At 72.7% G+C, this 21,270-nt stretch carries 18 protein-coding genes, 1 pseudogene and 1 riboswitch; of the genes and pseudogenes, 3 read left to right on the top strand and 16 right to left on the bottom strand.

All coding sequences use genetic code 11. From position 1 onward, the window contains the following. The first annotated feature begins 28 nt into the window (after positions 1–28). A complete protein-coding gene (locus tag ACIQVT_RS26975) occupies positions 29–1,153 on the top strand; it encodes an LOG family protein (RefSeq protein ID WP_403759222.1) in 1,125 nt (374 codons plus the stop codon). A gap of 165 nt (positions 1,154–1,318) precedes the next feature. Continuing rightward, positions 1,319–2,038, top strand: a complete 720-nt coding sequence (locus tag ACIQVT_RS26970) for an LAETG motif-containing sortase-dependent surface protein (protein WP_403759220.1) — start codon at positions 1,319–1,321, stop codon at positions 2,036–2,038. Between the two features lie 141 nt (positions 2,039–2,179). Here ACIQVT_RS26970 and ACIQVT_RS26965 read toward each other — a convergent pair whose 3' ends face one another. The 11 genes from ACIQVT_RS26965 to rpsB form a co-directional block, all read right to left on the bottom strand. Beyond that, on the bottom strand, positions 2,180–3,199 hold the full coding sequence (locus tag ACIQVT_RS26965; RefSeq protein ID WP_403759217.1) for an ABC transporter ATP-binding protein: 1,020 nt from the start codon (positions 3,197–3,199) through the stop codon (positions 2,180–2,182). Then, positions 3,199–4,800: an ABC transporter permease gene (locus ACIQVT_RS26960; protein ID WP_403759214.1), complete on the bottom strand. Its 1,602-nt coding sequence runs from the start codon at positions 4,798–4,800 to the stop codon at positions 3,199–3,201. Before ACIQVT_RS26960 ends, ACIQVT_RS26965 begins: the two co-directional genes overlap by 1 nt. Positions 4,801–4,838: 38 nt before the next feature. Then, positions 4,839–5,921: a thiamine ABC transporter substrate binding subunit gene (locus ACIQVT_RS26955; protein ID WP_403759211.1), complete on the bottom strand. Its 1,083-nt coding sequence runs from the start codon at positions 5,919–5,921 to the stop codon at positions 4,839–4,841. Between the two features lie 81 nt (positions 5,922–6,002). After that, positions 6,003–6,110: riboswitch (TPP riboswitch) on the bottom strand. Positions 6,111–6,133: 23 nt separating this feature from the next. Continuing rightward, positions 6,134–7,240 carry a 23S rRNA (adenine(2503)-C(2))-methyltransferase RlmN gene (gene rlmN, locus ACIQVT_RS26950; protein ID WP_403759208.1) on the bottom strand — a complete coding sequence of 369 codons (1,107 nt, stop codon included), beginning with the start codon at positions 7,238–7,240 and terminating at the stop codon, positions 6,134–6,136. An 81-nt stretch (positions 7,241–7,321) separates the two neighbouring features. After that, positions 7,322–7,948: a hypothetical protein gene (locus tag ACIQVT_RS26945; protein ID WP_403759205.1), complete on the bottom strand. Its 627-nt coding sequence runs from the start codon at positions 7,946–7,948 to the stop codon at positions 7,322–7,324. Between the two features lie 269 nt (positions 7,949–8,217). Beyond that, positions 8,218–9,456 carry a cytochrome P450 gene (locus ACIQVT_RS26940; protein WP_403759202.1) on the bottom strand — a complete coding sequence of 413 codons (1,239 nt, stop codon included), beginning with the start codon at positions 9,454–9,456 and terminating at the stop codon, positions 8,218–8,220. A gap of 217 nt (positions 9,457–9,673) precedes the next feature. After that, entirely contained in the window at positions 9,674–10,954 is a 1,281-nt protein-coding gene (locus ACIQVT_RS26935) for a phosphatidate cytidylyltransferase (protein ID WP_403759199.1), read from the bottom strand. Beyond that, positions 10,954–11,511: a ribosome recycling factor gene (frr, locus tag ACIQVT_RS26930; protein WP_403759196.1), complete on the bottom strand. Its 558-nt coding sequence runs from the start codon at positions 11,509–11,511 to the stop codon at positions 10,954–10,956. Before frr ends, ACIQVT_RS26935 begins: the two co-directional genes overlap by 1 nt. A gap of 183 nt (positions 11,512–11,694) precedes the next feature. Next, a complete protein-coding gene (pyrH, locus tag ACIQVT_RS26925; RefSeq protein WP_403759193.1) occupies positions 11,695–12,453 on the bottom strand; it encodes a UMP kinase in 759 nt (252 codons plus the stop codon). A gap of 228 nt (positions 12,454–12,681) precedes the next feature. Continuing rightward, positions 12,682–13,518, bottom strand: a complete 837-nt coding sequence (gene tsf / locus ACIQVT_RS26920) for a translation elongation factor Ts (RefSeq protein ID WP_403759189.1) — start codon at positions 13,516–13,518, stop codon at positions 12,682–12,684. Positions 13,519–13,705: 187 nt separating this feature from the next. Further along, a complete protein-coding gene (gene rpsB / locus ACIQVT_RS26915) occupies positions 13,706–14,653 on the bottom strand; it encodes a 30S ribosomal protein S2 (protein WP_403759186.1) in 948 nt (315 codons plus the stop codon). 284 nt (positions 14,654–14,937) lie between these two features. Here rpsB and ACIQVT_RS26910 point away from each other — a divergent pair, with 284 nt between their 5' ends. Beyond that, positions 14,938–15,504 carry a peptidoglycan DD-metalloendopeptidase family protein gene (locus tag ACIQVT_RS26910; RefSeq protein ID WP_403759472.1) on the top strand — a complete coding sequence of 189 codons (567 nt, stop codon included), beginning with the start codon at positions 14,938–14,940 and terminating at the stop codon, positions 15,502–15,504. A 909-nt stretch (positions 15,505–16,413) separates the two neighbouring features. On the opposite strand, the gene ACIQVT_RS26905 is transcribed toward ACIQVT_RS26910, so the two are convergent. From ACIQVT_RS26905 to ACIQVT_RS26885, 5 genes and pseudogenes are all read right to left on the bottom strand, one after another. Next, positions 16,414–16,971, bottom strand: a complete 558-nt coding sequence (locus tag ACIQVT_RS26905) for a TetR/AcrR family transcriptional regulator (protein WP_403759470.1) — start codon at positions 16,969–16,971, stop codon at positions 16,414–16,416. Between the two features lie 65 nt (positions 16,972–17,036). Continuing rightward, entirely contained in the window at positions 17,037–17,879 is an 843-nt protein-coding gene (gene whiG, locus ACIQVT_RS26900; protein WP_403759183.1) for an RNA polymerase sigma factor WhiG, read from the bottom strand. Positions 17,880–18,190: 311 nt separating this feature from the next. After that, positions 18,191–19,351: a DNA-processing protein DprA gene (dprA, locus tag ACIQVT_RS26895; protein ID WP_403759180.1), complete on the bottom strand. Its 1,161-nt coding sequence runs from the start codon at positions 19,349–19,351 to the stop codon at positions 18,191–18,193. Then, positions 19,348–20,973, bottom strand: a complete 1,626-nt coding sequence (locus ACIQVT_RS26890; RefSeq protein WP_403759177.1) for a YifB family Mg chelatase-like AAA ATPase — start codon at positions 20,971–20,973, stop codon at positions 19,348–19,350. Before ACIQVT_RS26890 ends, dprA begins: the two co-directional genes overlap by 4 nt. Further along, positions 20,974–21,201: pseudogene (locus ACIQVT_RS26885) on the bottom strand (YraN family protein); the annotation flags it as partial. Positions 21,202–21,270: the final 69 nt, after the last annotated feature.

Here is a 21,270-nt window from a genome sequence, read left to right as displayed (position 1 = left end):
GGCCGAACGCCCGTGCCAGCATGGGCGGGTGCACCCGATACCCGCCCAGCCGCCCCGTGCCGCCCACGACCACGAGATCGAGTCCCTCGCCGAGTTCGACGAGGTGGTCGCCGAACACGGCACACTCGCCCGGTACCGCGTCCAAGCCGTGGACCTGACGGACCGCACGGACGCCCTGCTCCGCCTCGACAGCAGCGGCGCCGTCTTCCTCGGCTGCCCGATGGATCCCGAGGCCGCCGCCCGGGTCCGGGCGTCCGGCGCCCTGGTGTTCCCGCCGGTCCCCCAACTCCCCTTCGACCCGTACCGGGGCTTCGTCTACACCCCGGACGAGCTGTTCGACGCGCTGGCAGAAGGGTACGAGGCGACACCGGACGCGCTCGCGTACGCCTGGTTCCAGCGGACCAAGGCCGACGGTGACATCTTCTCCTCGATGCTGCGGGCCGTCCACGACGACGCCGTCTCCGACGCGCTGGACGAACTCCTCGTCGGCGCCCGGGTGGTGGGCGTCATGGGCGGTCACGCGATGGCCCGCGGCACGACCGCCTACGCGGGTGCCGCCCGGCTGGGCCGGGACCTGACCCGCGCCGGCTACACGGTCGCCACCGGCGGCGGGCCGGGCGCGATGGAGGCCGCAAACCTCGGCGCGTACGCCGCGCCCTTCGACGACGACATGCTGGACGACGCGCTCCGGCTGCTGGCCAAGGCGCCCTCGTTCCGGCCGTCGGTCACGGACTGGGCGCGGGCCGCCTTCGAGGTGCGCGACCGCTGGCCGGGGGGCGGGACGTCGGTGGGCATCCCCACCTGGTTCTACGGCCACGAGCCGCCGAACGCCTTCGCCGCGCACATCGCCAAGTACTTCGCCAACGCCACCCGCGAGGACGGCCTGCTGGCCCGCTCCACCGCCGGGGTGGTGTTCCTGCCGGGCGCGGCCGGGACGGTGCAGGAGATCTTCGACAACGCCACGCCCAACTACTACGAGTCGCGCGGGGAACCGACCCCGATGGTGCTCGTGGACCGGGCGCACTGGACGCGGGATCTGCCGACCTGGCCGTTGCTGGAGTCGTTGGCGCGGGGCCGGGCGATGGAGTCCCGTATCGCCCTCGTTGACCGGATCGAGCAGGCACCGGACGCCATCAAACGTCTGGGCGGTTAATAAGCGGGCAAAGTCAACGGCTGTTGGCCGTCCACGCGTTGACACCGCTCACGGGGCGCTTATAAACCTGTGAGCTCCTGGGGGTGCTGGGGCCTCGCCCCGTCGGTCGCCCCAACTCCCCCGCCACCCCCCGCGATTGCACTCTGTAAAGGACAAACGTTGTCCATGACTCGCCGTAGCGTACGCCGATCCGCGCGCGTTCTGGGTGTCGCCTCCGGGTCCGCGGCGCTGGTGCTGGGCCTGGCCGGTTCCGCACTCGCCTGCGACATCAAAGACTTCTCCGCCGAAGCCAGGTGCGACGGCGCGCAGGGCGTCATCGTCGTCACCGACTCGGACGCCTCCGCCACCGACGCCACCGTCGGTGTCTTCCTCGAGGGCGACGGCGGCGTCGAGACGAAGGTCGGCGAGCAGCCGGTCAAGGGCTCGAAGGAGGGCGCCCGGATATCGTTCTCCGAACAGTGGAAGCCGAACGCCACCTACCGCGTCCACGTCAAGGCCCGCAACGTCGACCGCGACATCAAGCCCGACCTGGTGACGCCGTCCACCGCCTGCCGGACCGAGAGCCGGCCGCCGAAGCAGACGGCCTCCGCGACGCCGAAGCCGATCCCCACGGTGTCGGCGACCGTGTCGGCGTCCGCCTCCGCCCCCGCGTCCGCCCCGCCCGGCTCGGCCACCCCGTCGCCGGCGCCGTCCCGATCCAGCTCCGCCCCGGCGGGCACGCCGGGCAACGCCCCGTCCCCGGCGGTCGGTGACTCCAACCTCGCCGAGACCGGTGCCGACTCCCACACCCCCCTGATCGTCGGTGTCGCGGCGGCCCTGGTGGTCGTCGGCGGCGGCGCGGTCTACGTCGGCACCCGCCGGCGCGGGGCGAAGCGCGGCGCCTGACACCGCCCGGCCCGCCCGCACCCCGGCCGTCCGCCGGCCCCGGTGCGGGCGGGCCGGGCGGCACGCCGTCGAGGGCGGGCCGGGGTGCGGGACGTCACCGGCCTCGGCCGGCTCACGCCCCGGCGCTCCCGCCCGACCGACTCAGCCGAGTACGACCGTCTCGGCCACGTCGAACTCCACCCCGACCGTGGCGCCCGGTTCCGGCGCGTCCCGCAGCGCGCAGGCCGCCTCCAGCCACGGGGCCCCCTCCGGCTGGAGGCGCACGGCCACATGGGTGCCCCGGAACGTGCGGGCGGTCACCGCGCACGGCAGACCCTGGTCGGCGGGGACCAGCCGGATCCCGGCGGGCCGGACCAGGACCGTGCGAGCGCCCTGCGCCGAGCCGTCGGGCACCGGCAGCTTCCCCCACGGGCTGTCCGCGACAGCGCCGGCGACGGTCACCCCGACCACGTTCTCGAAACCGAGGAAACGGGCCACGAACGCGTCGGCGGGCCGCTGCCACACCTCCAACGGCGTGCCCGACTGCGCGATCCGCCCGTCACGCATCACCACCACCCGGTCGGCCAGCGCGAACGCCTCCCCCTGGTCGTGGGTCACCGCGAGCACGGTCGTACCCAATCGCCCGAACAACTCCCGCAGTTCCACCACCAGCCGCTCCCGCAGCGAGCGGTCGAGCTGGCCCAGCGGCTCGTCCAGCATGAGCAGACGGGGCCGGGGCGCGAGGGCGCGGGCCAGCGCCACCCGCTGCTGCTCGCCGCCGGACAGGGCGGCCACGGCCCGCCGGGCGGCACCGGGCAGCCCGACCAGCTCCAGCAACTTCCCCACCTCGGCGTCCCGTTCGCCCTTGGCGACGCCGTGCATCCGCAGCCCGAACGCCACGTTCGCGCCCACGTCCCGCTGCGGGAAGAGCTGGTGGTCCTGGAACATGAGCCCCATCCCCCGCTTGTGCGCGGGGACCCGCGTCTGGTCGCGGCCGTCCAGCAGCACCCGTCCGGAGTCCAGGGGCTGGAGCCCCGCCACCGCCCGGAGCAGTGTCGACTTGCCGCTGCCGCTGGGCCCGAGCACACACACCACCTCGTGCTCGGCGACATCGAGGCCGACGGCGTCCAGCACGGCCCGCCCGCCGAGGCGCACGGTCGCGGCATCGAGGCTCAGCAGCATCAGAACTCCCCCGATCGGTCGGTGCGCAGGCGCTCCAGGACGAGCAGCGCGGCGGCGCACACCACCATGAGAATGGTCGAAAGGGCCATCGCCTGGCCGTAGTTGAGGTCTCCGGGCCGGCTCAGCAGGCGGGCCACCGCGACCGGGAGGGTGGGGTTGTCGGGCCGGGCGATGAACACGGTCGCACCGAACTCCCCGAGCGACACGGCGAACGCGAACCCGGCCGAGACCAGCAGGGCCCGCCGCACCAGCGGCAGGTCCACCTCCCGCCACACCCGCCACGGCGACGCCCCGAGCACGGCCGCCGCCTCCCGCAGCCGTCCGTCCACCGCGCGCAGCACGGGCAGCATGGTCCGTACGACGAAGGGGGCGCCCACCAGGGCCTGGGCGAGCGGCACCAGGATCCACGACTGGCGCAGGTCCAGCGGCGGCCGGTCCAGCGCGATCAGGAAACCGAAGCCGACGGTCACGGCGGAGACACCGAGCGGCAGCATCAGCAGCGCGTCGAAGCCCCGCACCAGCCGTCCCGCGTCCCGCCGGGCCAGCGCGGCGGCGGCGAGACCGCCGACCAGGACGGCGATGGCGGTGGCGGCGACCGCGTACTCCAGCGAGGTCCACACGGCGTGCAGCGGCGCCACCAGGAACGTACCGCCGTCGGCGTCGGTCAGCGCCCGGTAGTAGCCGAAACCGGGCGCGTCCAGGGAGCGGCGGACGAGCACGGCGAGCGGCAGCACCAGCAGCAGGGCGATCGTCAGGAGGACCCCGGTGAGCAGCGCCCACTGCCCGGCCCCGCGCGGCCGGCGGGCGGTCGCCTTCGGGTCGACCAGGCGCAGGGCGGTCTCCCGCCGCCGTACGGTCCGGGCGTGCACGGCGAGGATCGCGCCGACGGCGGCGAACTGGACGAGGGTGAGCACGGCGGCCGTGGACAGGTCGAAGACCTCGGAGGTCTGCCGGTAGATCTCCACCTCCAGGGTGGAGAAGGTGGGGCCGCCGAGGATCTGCACCACGCCGAACGAGGTGAAGGTGAACAGGAACACCATCAGCGCGGCGGCGGCCACGGCGGGCGCGAGCGCGGGCAGGGTGACCTGCCGCCACGCCCTCGCCGGTGAGGCGCCCAGCATCCGGGCGGTCTCCTCCTGGCGTGGGTCGAGCTGGGCCCAGAACCCGCCGACGGTACGGACGACGACCGCGTAGTTGAAGAAGACGTGGGCCAGCAGGATCGCCCACACCGTGGTGTCCAGCCGTACCCCCCACACCTGGTCGAGGAGCCCGTTGTGACCGAGCAGGGCGAGGAAGGCGCTGCCGGCGACCACGGTCGGGAGCACGAACGGGACGGTGACCACGGCCCGCAGCAGCTCCTTGCCCGGGAAACGCAGACGGGCGAAGACGTAGGCGGCGGGCAGCGCGAGCAGCAGGGTCAGCGCGGTGGAGGCCAGCGCCTGCCAGGTGGTGAACCACAGCACGTGGCGGATGTCGGGCTGGGTGACGACGTCCGCGATCCGGCCGAGCCGCCAGCCGCCGTCCGTCCTCAGGCCACGGGTGACGATCGCGACGACGGGCCAGGCGAAGAACGCGGCGAAGAACGCGACGGGCAGGGCCATCAGCCCGAACCGCGCCGCGTTCCCCCGCCGGGCCCGCGCTACCTCAGTACGAGTGACGTCCACGTCTTGACCCACTGGTCGCGGTGTGCGGCGATGCGGCCGGGAGCCATGGTCCGGGGGTCCTCGGCCTGCGGGCCGTACTTGCGGAAGTCCGGCGGCACCTGGGCGCCCTCGCGCACCGGGTAGACGAACATGTTCAGCGGCATGTCCTCCTGGAACTCCCTGCCGAGCAGGAAGTCGAGGAACGCCTTGCCGCCCTCGGGGTTGCGGGCGTGGTCCAGCAGGCCCGCGTACTCGGTCTGCCGGAAGCAGGTGCCGCTCGCCACGCCGGTCGGGGCGGTGGCGGGCCGCTTCTTGGCGTAGATCACCTCGGCGGGCGGCGACGACGCGTACGACACCACCAGCGGGCGGTCGCCACCGGCCTTCCTGCCCTGGGTGGAACCGGAGAACTCCTGGTCGTAGGCCTGCTCCCAGCCGTCGACGACCTTGACGCCGTTGGCCTTCAACTTCTTCCAGTAGCCCTGCCAGCCGTCGTCGCCGAACTGCGCGGCGCTGCCGAGGAGGAAGCCGAGGCCCGGCGAGGAGGTGGCCGCGTTCTCGGTGACGAGGAGGTTCTTGTACCGGGGGTCGGCCAGGTCGGCGAAGGACCGCGGCGGAGTCAGCCGGTGCGCGCTGAAGTAGGCCTTGTCGTAGTTGACGCAGATGTCGCCGGTGTCGATGGGCGTGACCCGGTGCCGGTCCTGGTCGACCCGGTACCGGGGCAGGACCGCGTCGGAGCCCTTGGGCCGGTACGGCTGGAACAGCCCGTTGTCCAGGGCGCGGGACAGCAGGGTGTTGTCGACGCCGAAGAGGACGTCGCCCTGCGGGTTGTCCTTGGTGAGGATCGCCTTGTTGACGGCCTGCCCGGCGTCGCCGTCCTCGAGGACCCTGACCCGGTACCCGGAGCGCTTCTCGAAGTCCTTCAGGACGTTCTTCGAGACGCTCCACGAGTCGTGGCTGACGAGGGTGACGGTCTTGGAGTCCGTGGACTTCGCGGTGTCCGACGACCCGCACCCGGTCAGCGCGGGCAGGGCGAGGAGGCCGAGCCCCGCCGCCACGGCCACGAGGGTCTTGTTGTGCACTGGATGTCCTCCTGGGGTGGGCCAGGAAGAGACGCGGCCCCGCCCGGACTCCCGCGGGGGAGGCCGGGCAGGGCACAACAGCTTGAGTGGTGACCGAACTTCCTACCCAGAATGACCTGGGCGAGGTTCAGAGGGTCTGCGGCCCGATTGCCGCACTCTCAGCGCTGTGGCGCTCCCCTGTCGGAATATGAAGATGTGTGTACGTGGTCAGATTACCGCTCGGTGGCCGCGAGCTGACCGCAGGCCCCGTCGATCTCCTGCCCACGGGTGTCCCGGACGGTCACCGGCACGCCGTGCGCGGCGATGGCCTCCACGAACGCCTTCTCGTCCTCCGGCCGGGAGGCCGTCCACTTGGAGCCCGGCGTCGGGTTGAGCGGGATGAGGTTGACGTGCACGGGCTTGCCCCGCAGCAGCCGGCCGAGCCGGTCACCGCGCCAGGCCTGGTCGTTGATGTCCCGGATCAGCGCGTACTCGATCGACAGCCGGCGGCCCGACCTCTCGGTGTACTCGAACCCGGCGTCCAACACCTCGCGCACCTTCCACCGCGTGTTCACGGGGACGAGGGTGTCGCGCAGCTCGTCGTCGGGGGCGTGCAGGGAGATCGCGAGCCGGCACTTGAAGCCCTCGTCGGAGAACCGGTGGATGGCCGGCACCAGCCCGACGGTGGAGACGGTGATCCCGCGCTGCGACAGGCCCAGCCCGTCCGGGGCGGGGTCGGTGAGCGCCCGGATCGCGCCGACGACCCGCTTGTAGTTGGCGAGCGGCTCGCCCATGCCCATGAAGACGATGTTGGACAGCCGCGCCGGTCCGCCCGGCACCTCCCCGTCCCGCAGCGCCCGCATCCCGTCCACGATCTGGTGCACGATCTCGGCGGTCGACAGGTTCCGGTCCAGGCCGGCCTGCCCGGTGGCGCAGAACGGGCAGTTCATCCCGCACCCGGCCTGCGAGCTGATGCACATGGTGACCCGGTCCGGGTACCGCATCAGCACGGACTCGACCAGCGTGCCGTCGAACAGCCGCCACAGCGTCTTGCGCGTGGTCCCCTGGTCGGTCGACAGGTGCCGGACGACCGTCATCAGCTCCGGCAGCAGCGCCTCGCGCAGCTTGTCGCGCGACCCGGCGGGGATGTCCGTCCACTGCTCGGGGTCGTGCGCGTACCGCGCGAAGTAGTGCTGCGCGAGCTGCTTGGCACGGAACGGCTTCTCACCGATCTCGGCCACCGCGTCCTTGCGCTCGGCGGGCGTGAGGTCGGCGAGATGCCGCGGCGGCTTCTTGGCTCCGCGCGGCGCGACAAAGGTGAGTTCTCCGGGTGCAGGCATAACACGTCCAGTGTCGCAGATCATCACCGGGACCCCGGGCGGAAGCGGGGGTGGGGGTGGTCACCCCCACGCCACTGACCGTCACTCCATCGGCACGGGAGCGACCGGAAGCTGTTCCTTGTAGGGCCAGGTGAAGGTGCGGTCGGGTTCCAGGTGGGCGTCCCCCCAGTGGATGGCATGGATGCCGTTCTCGGCGTCGGCCGTGAAGAACACACAGACCAGCCTGGTGGAAGCGCCCAGCTCCTCGAACGCCTCGTGCAGCCCCAGGTACTCCTCGGTCGCCAAGTCCTCACCGACGTCGAACAGGCCCTCCGGTGGCTGCGGGCCGTGCGCCCGAAGGAGCCGGTGTCGAGTGGGTGACGCGTTGGCGGGGAGCCGCGCTCGGTCGAGAGGCCTCGACCGGTCCGCGTACCGGAAAGGAAAGAGTGCGTGATCGTTGATCACCGCATACTCGTACCCGCGCAGGTCGCGCACGGCTTCCCCCAGCTCACGCGCGGTCTCCGCCAGGTTCTCGCGCACCAACCCCGCAAGGGCGACACCGTACGGGCTCCGCTTCTTCAGCCACGCGGAAAGGTGCGCGGCATGCGCCTTCCCGTGCGCCTCGGCCAGTTGCACCGGAACCGCAGCGGCGAGCGCGCCGGCATGCCGCCCGAACCGCTCGACGGCCCAGGCGGACGGCCCCACCGGATAACCACCCGACACCGACATGCAGTACTCCCCTCCCCCCAGGTACCGCCTCTCAATGTGTGACACGTACACGAAGGGCACACAAGGGGGCGATCTGGCCAGGTGAGTGCCGCGCACGCTCGTCGTCAGAACAGCCGGGATCGATCACCGGCCTCCGTGTCGGCACCTATTGACGTTGGTCAACATCGAGGGCTCTTCCACGGCCCGAGGGCGGCCCGGGAGTAGGCGGGCGGGTTCGCCGTCACGCCAGTCCCGGAACCGGCGAACTCACGTGTTTCCGACCTCGACCACTACCAGGTCACCGGTAGGGTTCTCGGGCCGCGGATCAGGCCCTGGCGCTGGAACTCGACCTCCTGCGGGGGTACGGCCAGCCGGATGCCGGGGAAGCGGGTGAGGACCGTGCCGATCATCACCTCGGCCTCCATGCGGGCCATGACGGCGGCCAGGCAGTGGTGCGGGCCGTGTCCGAAGGCGAGGTGGGCCCGGTTCTCGCGGTCGAAGTCCAGGGCGTCGGGGTCGGGGAAGACCTCGGGGTCGCGGTTGGCGACGACGTACGCGTTGTAGACGACCTCGCCGGCCCGGATCAGCTCGCCGCCGACGGTGACGTCCTCGACGGCGATCCGGGGGATGCCGACGCCGTTGCGGTGCGGGACGTAGCGGAACAGCTCGTCCACGGCCCGGGGCAGGAGCTCGGGCTCGCGGCGCAGGCGGTCCAGGTGCCCGGGGTGGGTGAGGAGCGCGTACATCATCGAGCCGCTGTTGTTGCGGACGGCGTGCCCGCCGCTGACCTGGACGGCGGTGGCCAGGGAGATCGCCTCGTCCTCGGTGATCTCGTCGGCCTCGACCGCCTGGGCCAGCACCCCGGCGAGGTCCTCGCGGGGCTCGGCACGCCGGCGCCGGATCAGCTCGGCGATGCGGGCGCGGTTGGCCCGGGCGACCTGGGCGGCGCGCTCCTTGGACTCGGCGCCCGCGGACAGCAGGGCCTCGCCCGTCTCCGCCCAGCGGTGCCAGTCCTTCTCGTCCACGCCGAGGAAGTCGCGGATCACGGCGATCGGGAAGGGGCCGTGCAGGTGCTCCATGAGGTCGGCCGGCGCACCGGCGTCCTCCATCGCGTCGAGCAGTTCGGTGGCCCGGAGCTCGGCGAGCGGACGCAGCCGCTGCATGCTCTTCCCGGTGAACGCGCGCGCGACGACCCGGCGCAGACGGTTGTGCCGGGGCGGGTCGATGTACTGGAGGCCCGCCGTCTGTGAGGCCACCGGCTCCGGGCGCATGCTGGTCACGTCGCGGCCGACGACCTGTTCCCGGGAGAAGCGCGGGTCCGAGGTGACGAAGCGGATGTCCTCGTACCGGGTGACCAGCCAGGCATGGCCCTCCCCGTACGGCAGCTTGATCCGGGTGACCGGTTCCTCGCGCAGCACCTCGTCCAGGAACGGGTCGGGGTCGAGTGCGGGCAGGTCGTCGACGGACCAGACCCGCACCTGCGGCGGGGACGGGGCGGAAGGCGGTACGGGGGCCGGGTCGAGGGGCATCGGACACACTCCCTGCTGCGTCGCCGGGCGACGGGAGACCGCCGCCCTCAGTGGGAGTCTGCCGCGCGCGGGGTCCACCCGCCGCTCGTACTGCGGCATCCGGGTGCGACCGTGCGCCCGGACCGGTCGGCTCCGGGAGCAGGGGGACACGCGGGGAGGACGGCGACGGGCCCCCGTCCGGTGCTCGGACGGGGGCCCGCTGCGTATGCCGTGCGGCTCAGCCGCCGCCGACGAAGACCACCATCAGCAGCCACACCACCGGGGCCGTGGGCAGCAAGGAGTCCAGCCGGTCCATGATGCCGCCGTGCCCGGGGAGCAGGGTGCCCATGTCCTTGATGCCGAGGTCCCGCTTGATCATGGACTCGCCGAGGTCGCCGAGCGTGGCGCTGGCCGCGACGGCGAGGCCCAGCAGCAGGCCCTGCCACCAGGCGCCGTCGTCGATCAGGAAGTGCATGCACAGCGCGCCCGCGACCATGGCGAACAGCACCGCGCCGAGCAGGCCCTCGCGGGTCTTGCCGGGGCTGATGCGCGGGGCGAGCCGGTTCTTGCCGAAGCGCCAGCCGACCGCGTACGCGCCGGTGTCGCTGACGACCGTCAACAGCAGGAAGGTCAGGACGCGCCAGGGGCCGTCGTCGGCGGTGAGCATCATCGCGACGAACGTGGCCAGGAACGGCACGTAGAACGCGGCGAAGACTCCGGCCGTGACGTCCTTGAGGTAGCCCTCGGGGGGTTCCGTCATGCGCCAGACCAGCACGGCCAGGGCGGTCAGGGCCATGGCGACCCACGCGCCCTCGGCGCCGCGCACGTACCCGGCGACGACCATCGCCGCGCCGCCCACCGCCAAGGGCACGAGCGGCGCCTTGATGCCCTTGCGCTCCTGGAGCCTGCTCGTCAGCTCCCACAGGCCGACGACGACGGCGACCGCTATCACGCCGATGAACACGGCCTTGACGATGAACAGCGAGGCGATGATCACCACACCGAGCCCGACACCGACCCCTATGGCCGCGCTCAGGTCACGGCCCGCGCTCTTCTTCTGCGGCGCCGGCGGCGGGGGCTGCGTGGCGTCGGGCATGGGCTCCGGGTTCTGGGTCTCGGCCGGGAGTCCCCCGCTCTGGAACGACTCGGACGGCAACGGCTCGGACGGGAACGGCTCGGTCCGACGGGGCTGGGTCTGGTACGGCTCGGTCTGATACGGCTCGGTCTGGAAGGTGTCGTCGCGGAACGTGCCGTTCTGGCGGGCCTCGCCCGGGAACGGCTCGCTCGGGAACAGCGGGCCGCCCGGCCGAGCGGCCCCCCGGTCGTCGCCCTGGCCCCCGCCGTACGCGGGTACACCGGGGACGATGGGCATGGGGCGGGTGTGCTGCGCCTCAGGCGCATCGTACGCGGGACCCGCCGGGACGGCCCCCGGAGCAGGCTGGGCGGGTCCGCCCTCGGCGGGACCCCAGTACCCGGCCTGCCCCGCCGACGGCGGCGCCCCCCAGGAAGAGTCGTTCATCAGACTTCGAGCAGCTCCGCTTCCTTGTGCTTGAGGAGCTCGTCCACCTGGGCGACGTACTTGGCCGTCAGGTCGTCGAGTTCCTTCTCCGCACGGCGGCCCTCGTCCTCACCGATCTCGCCGTCCTTGACGAACTTGTCGATGGCGTCCTTGGACTTGCGGCGCACGGAACGGATCGAGACCTTCGCGTCCTCGGCCTTGGCCTTGGCGACCTTGATGTAGTCGCGGCGCCGTTCCTCGGTCAGCTCCGGGAACACCACCCGGATGATGTTGCCGTCGTTGCTGGGGTTGACGCCCAGGTCCGAGTCGCGGATGGCCTGCTCGATGTTGCGCAGCGCGCTCTTGTCGAACGGCGTCACGACCGCCATGCGCGGCTCCGGGACGGAGAACGAGGCCAGCTGGTTGATCGGTGTCAGGGCCCCGTAGTAGTCGGCGACGATCTTGTTGAACATCGCCGGGTGCGCTCGGCCGGTGCGGATCGCGGCGAAGTCCTCCTTGGCGACCACGACGGCCTTCTCCATCTTCTCCTCGGCCTCGAGGAGGGTCTCTTCGATCACCACTTGCTCCTGCGTGTCTTGAGTAAGGCCCGGCTGCGGTTCCTCGTCGAGGCGGCGGCCGGCTGCGTCGCGTCTTCTTCCTGCACGGTTCACGACCGGCAGGACATTGTCCATCCCCCGGCCGGGGTGCGTCCCGTCCGTCCCCCGGACAGGTGGCACGCCCCGGGCGACGGGGTGTGCCGGTCAGTGCCGGTTGCTCTGCTCGCCCACCAGCGTGCCGATCTTCTCACCCTTGACGGCGCGGGCGATATTGCCCTCGACCAGAAGCTCGAAGACGAGGATCGGCAGCTTGTTGTCACGGCACAGCGTGATGGCGGTGGCGTCGGCGACCTTGAGGTCCCGGGTGATGACCTCGCCGTAGCCCAGGGCGTCGAACTTGACGGCGTCGGGGTTGGTCTTGGGGTCGGAGTCGTAGACCCCGTCCACACCGTTCTTGCCCATGAGCAGCGCCTCGGCGTCGATCTCCAGGGCGCGCTGGGCGGCGGTGGTGTCGGTGGAGAAGTACGGCATGCCCATGCCCGCGCCGAAGATGACCACGCGGCCCTTCTCCAGGTGGCGCACGGCGCGCAGCGGGATGTACGGCTCGGCGACCTGGCCCATCGTGATGGCGGTCTGCACGCGGGACTGGATGCCCTCCTTCTCCAGGAAGTCCTGGAGGGCGAGGCAGTTCATCACGGTGCCGAGCATGCCCATGTAGTCGGAGCGGGCCCGGTCCATGCCGCGCTGCTGGAGCTCGGCGCCGCGGAAGAAGTTGCCGCCGCCGATGACGACGGCGACCTGCGCCCCGTCCCGCACGACGGCGGCGATCTCGCGGGCGATCTTGTGCACCACGTCCGGGTCGACGCCCAGGCCCCCGCCGCCGGAGAAGGCCTCTCCGGACAGCTTCAGCAGAAACCGGCCGTGCACTTTGCCGTCGTCGCTCTTCTGGGCCTTGGTGGTCATGGGGGATCCCGCCTCTTTCACGTGGTGCGCATACGAAGAAGGCCATTGCCGATGGGGTTGCTTATCGCTCCCATGCGCGGCAATGGCCTCCTCGTCAGATCTGCTGCCGTCCGGCGCACACCTGGGTGTGGTGGTGTGCGCGGGCGGCTGCTGTCGACCCTATCGGGATTTCTCCGGGAATCTCCCCGGGGATCCCTCCGCGGGCCGGGCGTCGATCGCGGTCCGGACTCAGATGCCGACCTTGATGCGCGAGAAGCGCTTCAGGGTGACACCGGCCTCGTCCAGGACCTTCTGGACCGACTTCTTGTTGTCGAGCGCGTACGGCTGGCCGAGCAGCGTGGCGTCCTTGAAGAAGCCGTTCAGACGACCCTCGACGATCTTGGCGATCGCGGCCTCGGGCTTGCCCTCGGCGCGGGTGGTCTCCTCGGCGATGCGACGCTCGGACTCGACGACGTCGGCCGGGACCTCGTCCTTGGAGAGGTACCGCGGCGCGAAGGCGGCGATGTGCTGGGCGACGCCCTTGGCGACCTCGGCGTTCGGCTTGTCCAGCTCGACCAGGACACCGATCTGCGGCGGCAGGTCGGGCATGGTGCGGTGCATGTACGCGGTGACGTAGCCGTCGGTGAACTGCGCGAAGCGGTCCAGGACGATCTTCTCACCGAGGTTGGCGTTGGCCTCGTCCACGAACGCCTGCACGGTCTTGCCGGCCTCGATCTCGGAGGCGAGCAGGGCCTCGAGGTCGGCCGGGTTCGTCTTGGCGACGTGCTCGGCGATGGCGTTGGCCACGGCCTGGAACTTCTCGCCCTTGGCGACGAAGTCCGTCTCGCACTTCAGCTCGACCAGGACACCGGAGGAGTTGTCGCCGGCGATGATGGAGACCACGGCGCCGTTCTCGGCGGAGCGGCCCTCGCGCTTGGCGACGCCCTTCTGGCCCTTGATGCGGAGCGCCTCGACGGCCTTGTCGACGCTGCCCTCGGCCTCGTCCAGCGCCTTCTTGCAGTCCATCATGCCGGCGCCGGTGAGCTCACGGAGCTTCTTGACGTCGGCGGCGGTGTAGTTCGCCATGAGTCTGTGAGTCTTTCTCGAAGTCTGGAAGATCTTCAGATCCGCACGGTCCGCGGTCCACGTCCACGGGTGAGCGTGGGCCGCGTACGTCGCGCCGACCTACGGGTGAACAGCGGGGGCGGGCTTCATCGCGCCACAGGCGCTGCCGAAGCCGGCGCCCCCGCTGCCGAACGCTGACGGACCGGCGTCAGGCCTGCTCGCCCTCGGCGGCCTTCTCGCCCTCGGCCGGAGCCTCGGCCTCGGCGGCCGGAGCGGCCTCGGCGGACTCGGCGGCCTCCGCGGCCGGAGCCTCGTCCTCGGTCTCGGCGGCCGGGGCGGCCTCCGCGGACTCGGCGGCCTCCGCGGCCGGAGCCTCGTCCTTCTTCTCACCCTCGAGCAGGTCGCGCTCCCACTCGGCGAGCGGCTCGCCCGCGGCCTTCTCGCCCTTGTCACCGGTGGCGACGCCGGAACGGGAGATGAGGCCCTCGGCGACGGCGTCGGCGATCACACGGGTGAGCAGGGTGACGGAGCGGATCGCGTCGTCGTTGCCCGGGATCTTGTAGTCGACCTCGTCGGGGTCGCAGTTGGTGTCGAGGATCGCGACGACCGGGATGTTGAGCTTCCGGGCCTCACCGACGGCGATGTGCTCCTTCTTGGTGTCCACGATCCAGACGGCGCTGGGCACCTTCTGCATCTCGCGGATACCGCCGAGGGTCTTCTCCAGCTTGGCCTTCTCGCGCGAGAGGACCAGCAGCTCCTTCTTGGTCAGACCGGAGGCCGCGACGTCCTCGAAGTCGATCTGCTCGAGCTCCTTCAGGCGCTGGAGGCGCTTGTAGACGGTCGAGAAGTTGGTGAGCATGCCGCCCAGCCAGCGCTGGTTGACGTAGGGCATGCCGACGCGGGTCGCCTGCTCGGCGATGGCCTCCTGCGCCTGCTTCTTCGTGCCGACGAACATGACCGTGCCGCCGTGGGCGACGGTCTCCTTGACGAACTCGTAGGCGCGGTCGATGTACGACAGCGACTGGAGCAGGTCGATGATGTAGATGCCGTTGCGCTCGGTGAAGATGAAGCGCTTCATCTTCGGGTTCCAGCGACGGGTCTGGTGACCGAAGTGGACGCCGCTCTCCAGCAGCTCCCGCATCGTGACGACGGCCATGGCCGTTCTCCTTGGTGTTCTCGGTTGTGCCGCGTCCGCCGGACGGCGGTCGCGCCTGACGCCCGCGTTGCGCCGTGCCGCGAAGGACCGAGGGGCGCTTGGCACGAACCCTTGCGGGGTGCCGTGCCGGGGCGTGCGAAGTCGACCCGGTGACCCGGATCGCCATGAGAAGTGTACGGGACCGGCGGGGTACCGGGTGACGCCGCTGTCCACAACCGGGGAGTGGTCCACAGGGTCCGGCGGGGCCGCGGCGGACACGGGACCGTTCTCGCATGCGACGAGTGATGCGGTACGTGGTGCTGTGGCCGGTTCTGCTGTGCGCGTCGGTGTCGGTCGTGCTGTGCGCGCCGGCCCGGGCGGACGGCCCGCCGACTCCCCCGCCCCCACCACCGGCGCCGGTGCCGGTGGTGGGGCGCTTCTGGCCGGTGGGGGTGCGTCCGACGGTTCTGCGCGGCTGGAAACCACCGGTCACGGTGTACGGCGCCGGGCACCGGGGAGTGGATCTCGCCGCGCCGGCCGGTGCCCCGGTACGCGCGGTGGCCGCGGGGCGGGTGTCCTTCGCGGGCCGGGTGGCCGGGCAGGGCGTGGTGTCGGTGGAGCTGGCGGGAACGGATGTCCGGGTCACGTACGAGCCGGTTCACCCATCGGTGCGCAAGGGTGACGAGGTGGAGGCCGGCGGAGTGGTGGGGGTGGTCGAGCCGACGGGCTCGCACTGCGCAGGGACGACGTGCGTGCACTGGGGCGCGCTGAGCGGCGGCGACTACCTGGACCCGCTCGCCCTGCTGCCCCCATGGCTGCTGCGCCGAGCCCCGTCCAGACTCCTCCCGGTACTGAACGTCCCCCTGCCATGACCGCCACCACCGGGACCGGCCCGGCCGGACCTGGGGGCGGGGTGCGAGGTGGGGAGGGGGCGAGGTGCGCCGGGGCGTGATCGGCACCCCGAGCCCCGGCCGCACGCATGGGGGCGGTGGGGCGTGGTCGGCGCCTGCGGGCACCGGCGGCGCGGGCGCATGGGCGCGGTCCGGAGTGATCGGCACCTGCGCGGTGGGGAGTGATGGGCACCCGCCACCGGCCGCACAAGCTTGCGACCGCCCCGGCGACCCGGGACACGCGTCCCCGACCGCGCGAGTCCGACGGTGCGCGCATGGACGCGGCCCGGTGCGGTCGGCGTCTGCGAGCACCGGCCGCGCGGGCCTGCGGCGCCGGGGCAACGCGCGATACGCATCCGCGACCGCGCGAGGCACGGCGGCACGGGTACTCGGGCGCGGTGGGGTGTGATCGGCACCCGCGGGCACGAGCGGCGCGAGCCTGCGACCGCCCAGGCGACCCGGGACACGCATCCGCGACCGCGCGAGCCCCGAGGGCACGGGCACATGGGCGCGGTGCGGTGCGGTGCGATCGGCAGCCATGAGCACCTGCGGCACGGGCGCATGGGATGCGCGGCAGAGGCGCGGGACGGTGGGCCCCCGGGGGGACGCCCCCGGGGAGGCGATGGAGGCGACCGCGGCGAGCGATCAGCGCGCGTCGCTCAGGCGGTACGCGTGCCGTGAGGGGCGGACACTTGCCGGTCTCACCGCTCGGACGCTCGCACCGCTCACGGCCCCGGGCCGGCCCCAAGGATCCGGTCGCCCGCCACCGAGGCGGTGGGGTCGGCGCGAGCCGTGGAGGCGACACGCGCCGGCCGTGCGCGGCCGTGCAAGCCGGGGCGACCGGGGTCGACCCCGGTTGTGGAGGGCGTCCGGGCGGCCGGGGTCGTGGGGTCAGCCCTGGATGCCGCGCAGGGCCATGGTCACCGCGGCCTCCGTGACCACGGACGGCTCCTCGGCCGCGCCCAGCTCGATCCGCCGGACCGCCGCGTCCACGACTCCCTGTACGAGCATCGCCGCCAGCCGGGGCTGACCGTGCCCCAGCTCCCCCAGCGCCTCGACGATCATCGCGACCAGTCCCCCGTGGGCCGCGCGGATCTTCTCGCGGGCGCCGGCGTCCAGCTCGCTGGCGGAGATGGCCACGACCGCGCGGTGCCGCCGGTCCCCGACCAGGGCCAGCTGCTGCCGGACATAGGCCTCGACCTTGCCCTCGGGTGAACCGGCGCGCTCCATCGCCGCCTCGACCTCCGCCGCCCACACGGGGAAGTCGGCCTCGCACAGCTCCTCGACCACGGCCGCCCGGGACCGGAAGTACTCGTACACCGACGACCGCGCGAGCCCGGTGCGCTCGGCCAGCGCCGGGAAGGTCAGCGCCTCCGTCCCGCCCTCGGACAGCAGGGTCCGGGCCGCGTCCAGCAGGGCGGCTCGCTGCATCGACCGGTGCTCGGCCACGGAGGCCGCTCGAATCCTTGGCACGCCGACCACTTTACGGACGCGCCCGGGCGAACGGGAGCGACTCAGCGTCCGAAGCTCGCCAGCTTCGCCCGCAGCTGGAGCACCGACTTGGTGTGGATCTGGCTGACCCGGCTCTCGGTGACGCCCAGCACGTTGCCGATCTCGGCGAGGGTGAGCCCCTCGTAGTAGTACAGCGTGACCACGGTCTTCTCCCGCTCCGGCAGCGTGTTGATGGCCCGCGCGAGGAACCGCCGCAGCTCCCGGTCCTCGGCCACCTCCACCGGGTTGTCGGCGGCCGTGTCCTCCAGCGTGTCCATGAGGCTGAGCCGGTCCCCGCCCTCGCCGCCGACGTGCAGCAGTTCCTCCAGGGCGACGACGTTGGCCAGCGACAACTGGCTGAACACGGCGTGCAGGTCCTCGACCTCCATCCCCAGCTCGGTGGCGACCTCGCTCTCCGACGGCGTCCGCCGCAGCCGCGCCTCCAGGGTCGCGTAGGCGCGCTCGACGTTGCGCGCCTTCTGCCGGACCGAGCGAGGGATCCAGTCCAGCGCCCGCAGTTCGTCGATCATCGCGCCGCGGATCCTGGTGATCGCGTACGTCTCGAACTTGATCTCCCGGTCGATGTCGAACTTCTCGATCGCGTCGATCAGCCCGAAGACGCCGGAGGACACGAAGTCCGCCTGCTCCACGTTGGGCGGCAGGCCGACACTGACCCGCCCCGCGACGTATTTCACGAGCGGCGAGTAGTGCAGGATGAGCTGCTCCCGCAGCCGTTCGTCCCCCGTCGCCTTGTACGACCGCCACAGCTCGTCGAGCGTCGAGGGAGCGGGCGGCCGCACGTCGCCACCGTCGCGGGCGGCTGGGGGGATCGCCGCCCGGTCGGACCCGGAGGTGTGCTGGGGCATTCGTCGCCTTGTGCCGTTCTGCCGTGAAGTGCCGTGACTTGCTGCGAGGTGGGAGCGGTGGGCCGAAGTGGGCTGACTGGGTGAGGTGTCGGTCTGGTGCCGGTTGGCGCGGTCTGCGCCACCGATTTCGTGAGCGTAGCGTGACTGAGGAGTCGCGGTGTGCGAACAATGCGGCACCACCCGTGCGCGGGGCGCTCCCGCGGGGCGGGCGACCGCCGTCCGCGGCTCGCTGTGCGTGACCGGCGTCCGGGGCCAACTCCGGGAAACTCCAAGGGCGTCGGGGGTTCCCCCGGACGGCCGAACACGCTCGGTCAGCACGGGCGGTGACCGCTTCGGACGGAGGTCACCGCCTGGCGTGTCAACTTCCAGCCGTCGCCGTGTCGTTCGACGTATCCAAGTGCTCGGAGTTCGTACAGCCTCGCGATGGCCGCGTCCTGTGTCGTGCCGGCGCCGAGCGCGATCTCCCCGGCGGGGGCGGCGCGGTCGCCGGGCAGGGCGTCCAGCACGGTCCGGGCGGCCGGTTCCAGCAGGTCGCGCGGGAGGACCGGACCCCGCCGGGCCGGCGCCAGGTCACCCATGTCGCCCACCAGTTCCACGACGTCCCCGGCGTCGGTGACCAGGGCGGCCTCCTCGCGCAGCAGCTCGTGCACGCCGGCGGAGAGGGCGCTGGTGACGGGTCCCGGCACGCCCATGGTGAACCGGCCGAGGCGCTGTGCGGCCCGGGCGGTGGCCAGAGAGCCGCTGCGCCGGGCGGCCTCCACGACCACCGTGCCCCGGGTCAGGGCGGCGATCACCCGGTTGCGCAGGATGAACCGGCTCGGCGTGGGGTGGTCCCCGGGCGGCAACTCGCCGACGAGCAGACCCTGTTCCGCGATCCGGTCGAGCAGTGCGGTGTGGCCGCGCGGGTAGGGCCGGTCGACGCCCGAGGCCAGCACGGCGACCGTGGCGCCGCGGGCGGCGAGGGCCCCGCGGTGGGCGGCGCCGTCGACACCGTACGCGCCGCCGGACACCACCACCCAGCCCCGCTCGGCGAGGTCCGAGGCGAGGGCGGCCGCCACGTGGGTGCCGTACTCGGTGCACGCGCGGGCCCCCACCACGGCGACGGACCGCAGCGCCCACATCCGCAGGCTCGGCCGGCCCCGCACCCACAGCCCGACCGGCCGGGCATCCGCCAGATCGTCGAGCTGCCGCGGCCACTCGGTGTCCCCCGGGCACAGGAACCGCGCTCCCACGGCACGCGCCCGGTCGAGGTCCCGCGCCGGCTCGGCCCGCCCGGCCCGGGCGACCAGCCCGGCCCAGCGGGTGGTGCTCACCCCCGGCAGCGACCGGCCGTCGCACCGCAGCCGCCCCACCACCTCCCCGACCCCGAACTCGCGCACCCACCGCCCGCCGGTCTCGTCCCCCGGCTCCAGCACCCGTGCGAGGAAGACCCGCCCGAGGCGTTCGTCACCGGGGTCCGCCGCCGCGGTCATGTCAGGGCTCCGATCGCCATCGGCACGCCCCGGGGGACGCCGGTGCGCAGCTGGAGGGCCAGGGCCACGTCGGTCGCGTCCGGCCGGTCGTGCCCGGTGAGGTCGGCGACCGTCCAGGCGACGCGCAGGACCCGGTCGATGCCGCGGGCGGTGAGCCCGCCCCGTTCGAGGTGGCGTTCGGCCTCGTCCATCGCCCCGGTGACGGCCTGGTACCGGCTGCGCAGCTCCCGGCCGGGCACCTCGCTGTTGGTGCGCCACGGGAGGCCCGCGAAGCGGGCCGCGGCCCGTTCCCGGGCCTGCCGCACCCGGTGGGCCACGGTCGCCGTGGACTCGCCCCGGGCGCCGGGTTCGGTGAGCTGGGCCCGGGTGACGGGGTCGACCTCGACGCGCAGGTCCACCCGGTCCAGCAGCGGACCGGACAGCCGGGACTGGTAGCGGCGGATCAGCGACGGGGGGCACTCGCACAGCGAGTCGCGCACCGAGAACCGCCCGCAGGGGCAGGGATTGGCCGCCAGCACCATGAGGAATCTCGCCGGGAACCGGACCACGCCGGCGCTCCGCGCGATGACGACGTGCCCGGACTCCAACGGCTGGCGCAGCGCGTCCAGGGTCTGGCTGCGGAACTCGGGCGCCTCGTCGAGGAAGAGCACCCCCCGGTGGGCGAGGGAGACCGCTCCGGGGCGGGCGAAGCCCGGTCCGCCGCCGACGAGGGACTGCATCGTGGCCGAGTGGTGCGGCGCGCAGTAGGGCGCGACGTCGATGAGCGGTTTGCCCGGTGGCAGCAGTCCCGCGACCGAGTGGACCGCCGTCACCTCCAGCGATTCCTCCCGGGTGAGCCGGGGAAGGACGGCGGGCAGGCGTTCGGCGAGCATCGTCTTGCCGGCGCCGGGCGGCCCCTCCAGGAACAGGTGGTGGCCTCCGGCGGCGGAGACCTCCACGGCGGTGCGGGCGGAGATCTGTCCCACGACGTCGGCGAGGTCGTGGTCCTGGTCGTGCTGTGCGGCGCCGGTGCTGTGCATGCCGGTGGCGGCACCCGCGCCCGGCACCCGAAGTCCGGCGAGGAGCGGGTCGGGCCGGCCCTGCTCGTGCGGTACCTCGTCGGGGACGGGTTCGTCGGTCAGGACCGCGATGAGCTGGCGCAGGCTGCGCACGCCGAGCACGGACACCCCGGGGACCAGGGCGGCCTCGGCGGCGGCGCACTCGGGCACGACCACCTGCTCGTATCCGGCGTCGGCCGCCGCCAGGACGGCGGGCAGGATGCCCCGTACCGGCCGGACCCGGCCGTCCAGGCCCAGCTCCCCGATCATGACGATGTCGGCGAGCACCCGGGGGTCGATGCGCTCGGCGGCGCCGAGCACCGCGCAGGCGACGGCGAGGTCGAACCCGGAGCCGGCCTTGGGCACCGAGGCCGGACTGAGTCCGACGGTCAGCTTCTTCTGCGGCCATTCGCCGCCCGAGTTCACCACCGCGGCCCGGACCCGGTCCCGGCTCTCCGTCAGGCTCTTGTCCGGGAGGCCGACCAGGGTGAACGCGGCGACGCCGGGTTCGAGGTCGGCCTGGACCTCCACGACCACGCCCTCGACCCCGACCAGGGCGACCGAGCACGTACGGGCGAACGCCATTCAGGCCACCCCCCGCGCGTGCTCGACGGACGGGGCGCCCCGGCGGGGCAGCAGTACGCCGATCAGGTCGATGCGGACGCCGCCCGGTGGGGCTCCGCCGTGGGCCTGGATCCAGTGTTCGGCGAGCCGGCGCAGTCTGGCCGCCTTCTCGGGGGTGACGGCGGCCATCGGGTGCTCGTAGCCACCGCCCCTGCGGGTCTTCACCTCGCAGACGACCAGCGCGTCGCCGACTGGTGAAGAGGCAGTGTTCCGCCCCTGCGCTATTCCCCTCTCCGTGGCGGGCGGCCGGTTGTAGGT

The organism is Streptomyces sp. NPDC100445 (assembly GCF_044759735.1).
In the GTDB taxonomy this organism is placed as follows: domain Bacteria; phylum Actinomycetota; class Actinomycetes; order Streptomycetales; family Streptomycetaceae; genus Streptomyces.
The sequence above is the reverse complement of the archived record's forward strand: the minus strand, read 5'-3'. Positions and strand labels throughout refer to the sequence as shown.

Excerpts from the sequence above, each read along its gene's own strand:
- ACIQVT_RS26945 (WP_403759205.1), bottom strand. The coding sequence starts at position 7,948 with ATGTCGGTGTCGGGTGGTTATCCGGTGGGGCCGTCCGCCTGGGCCGTC.
- ACIQVT_RS26910 (WP_403759472.1), top strand. The coding sequence starts at position 14,938 with ATGCGGTACGTGGTGCTGTGGCCGGTTCTGCTGTGCGCGTCGGTGTCG.
- tsf (WP_403759189.1), bottom strand. The coding sequence starts at position 13,518 with ATGGCGAACTACACCGCCGCCGACGTCAAGAAGCTCCGTGAGCTCACC.
- ACIQVT_RS26940 (WP_403759202.1), bottom strand. The coding sequence starts at position 9,456 with ATGCCCCTCGACCCGGCCCCCGTACCGCCTTCCGCCCCGTCCCCGCCG.
- ACIQVT_RS26970 (WP_403759220.1), top strand. The coding sequence starts at position 1,319 with ATGACTCGCCGTAGCGTACGCCGATCCGCGCGCGTTCTGGGTGTCGCC.
- ACIQVT_RS26890 (WP_403759177.1), bottom strand. The coding sequence starts at position 20,973 with ATGGCGTTCGCCCGTACGTGCTCGGTCGCCCTGGTCGGGGTCGAGGGC.
- ACIQVT_RS26960 (WP_403759214.1), bottom strand. The coding sequence starts at position 4,800 with ATGGCCCTGCCCGTCGCGTTCTTCGCCGCGTTCTTCGCCTGGCCCGTC.
- dprA (WP_403759180.1), bottom strand. The coding sequence starts at position 19,351 with ATGACCGCGGCGGCGGACCCCGGTGACGAACGCCTCGGGCGGGTCTTC.
- ACIQVT_RS26935 (WP_403759199.1), bottom strand. The coding sequence starts at position 10,954 with ATGAACGACTCTTCCTGGGGGGCGCCGCCGTCGGCGGGGCAGGCCGGG.
- whiG (WP_403759183.1), bottom strand. The coding sequence starts at position 17,879 with ATGCCCCAGCACACCTCCGGGTCCGACCGGGCGGCGATCCCCCCAGCC.
- ACIQVT_RS26965 (WP_403759217.1), bottom strand. The coding sequence starts at position 3,199 with ATGCTGCTGAGCCTCGATGCCGCGACCGTGCGCCTCGGCGGGCGGGCC.
- pyrH (WP_403759193.1), bottom strand. The coding sequence starts at position 12,453 with ATGACCACCAAGGCCCAGAAGAGCGACGACGGCAAAGTGCACGGCCGG.
- rlmN (WP_403759208.1), bottom strand. The coding sequence starts at position 7,240 with ATGCCTGCACCCGGAGAACTCACCTTTGTCGCGCCGCGCGGAGCCAAG.
- rpsB (WP_403759186.1), bottom strand. The coding sequence starts at position 14,653 with ATGGCCGTCGTCACGATGCGGGAGCTGCTGGAGAGCGGCGTCCACTTC.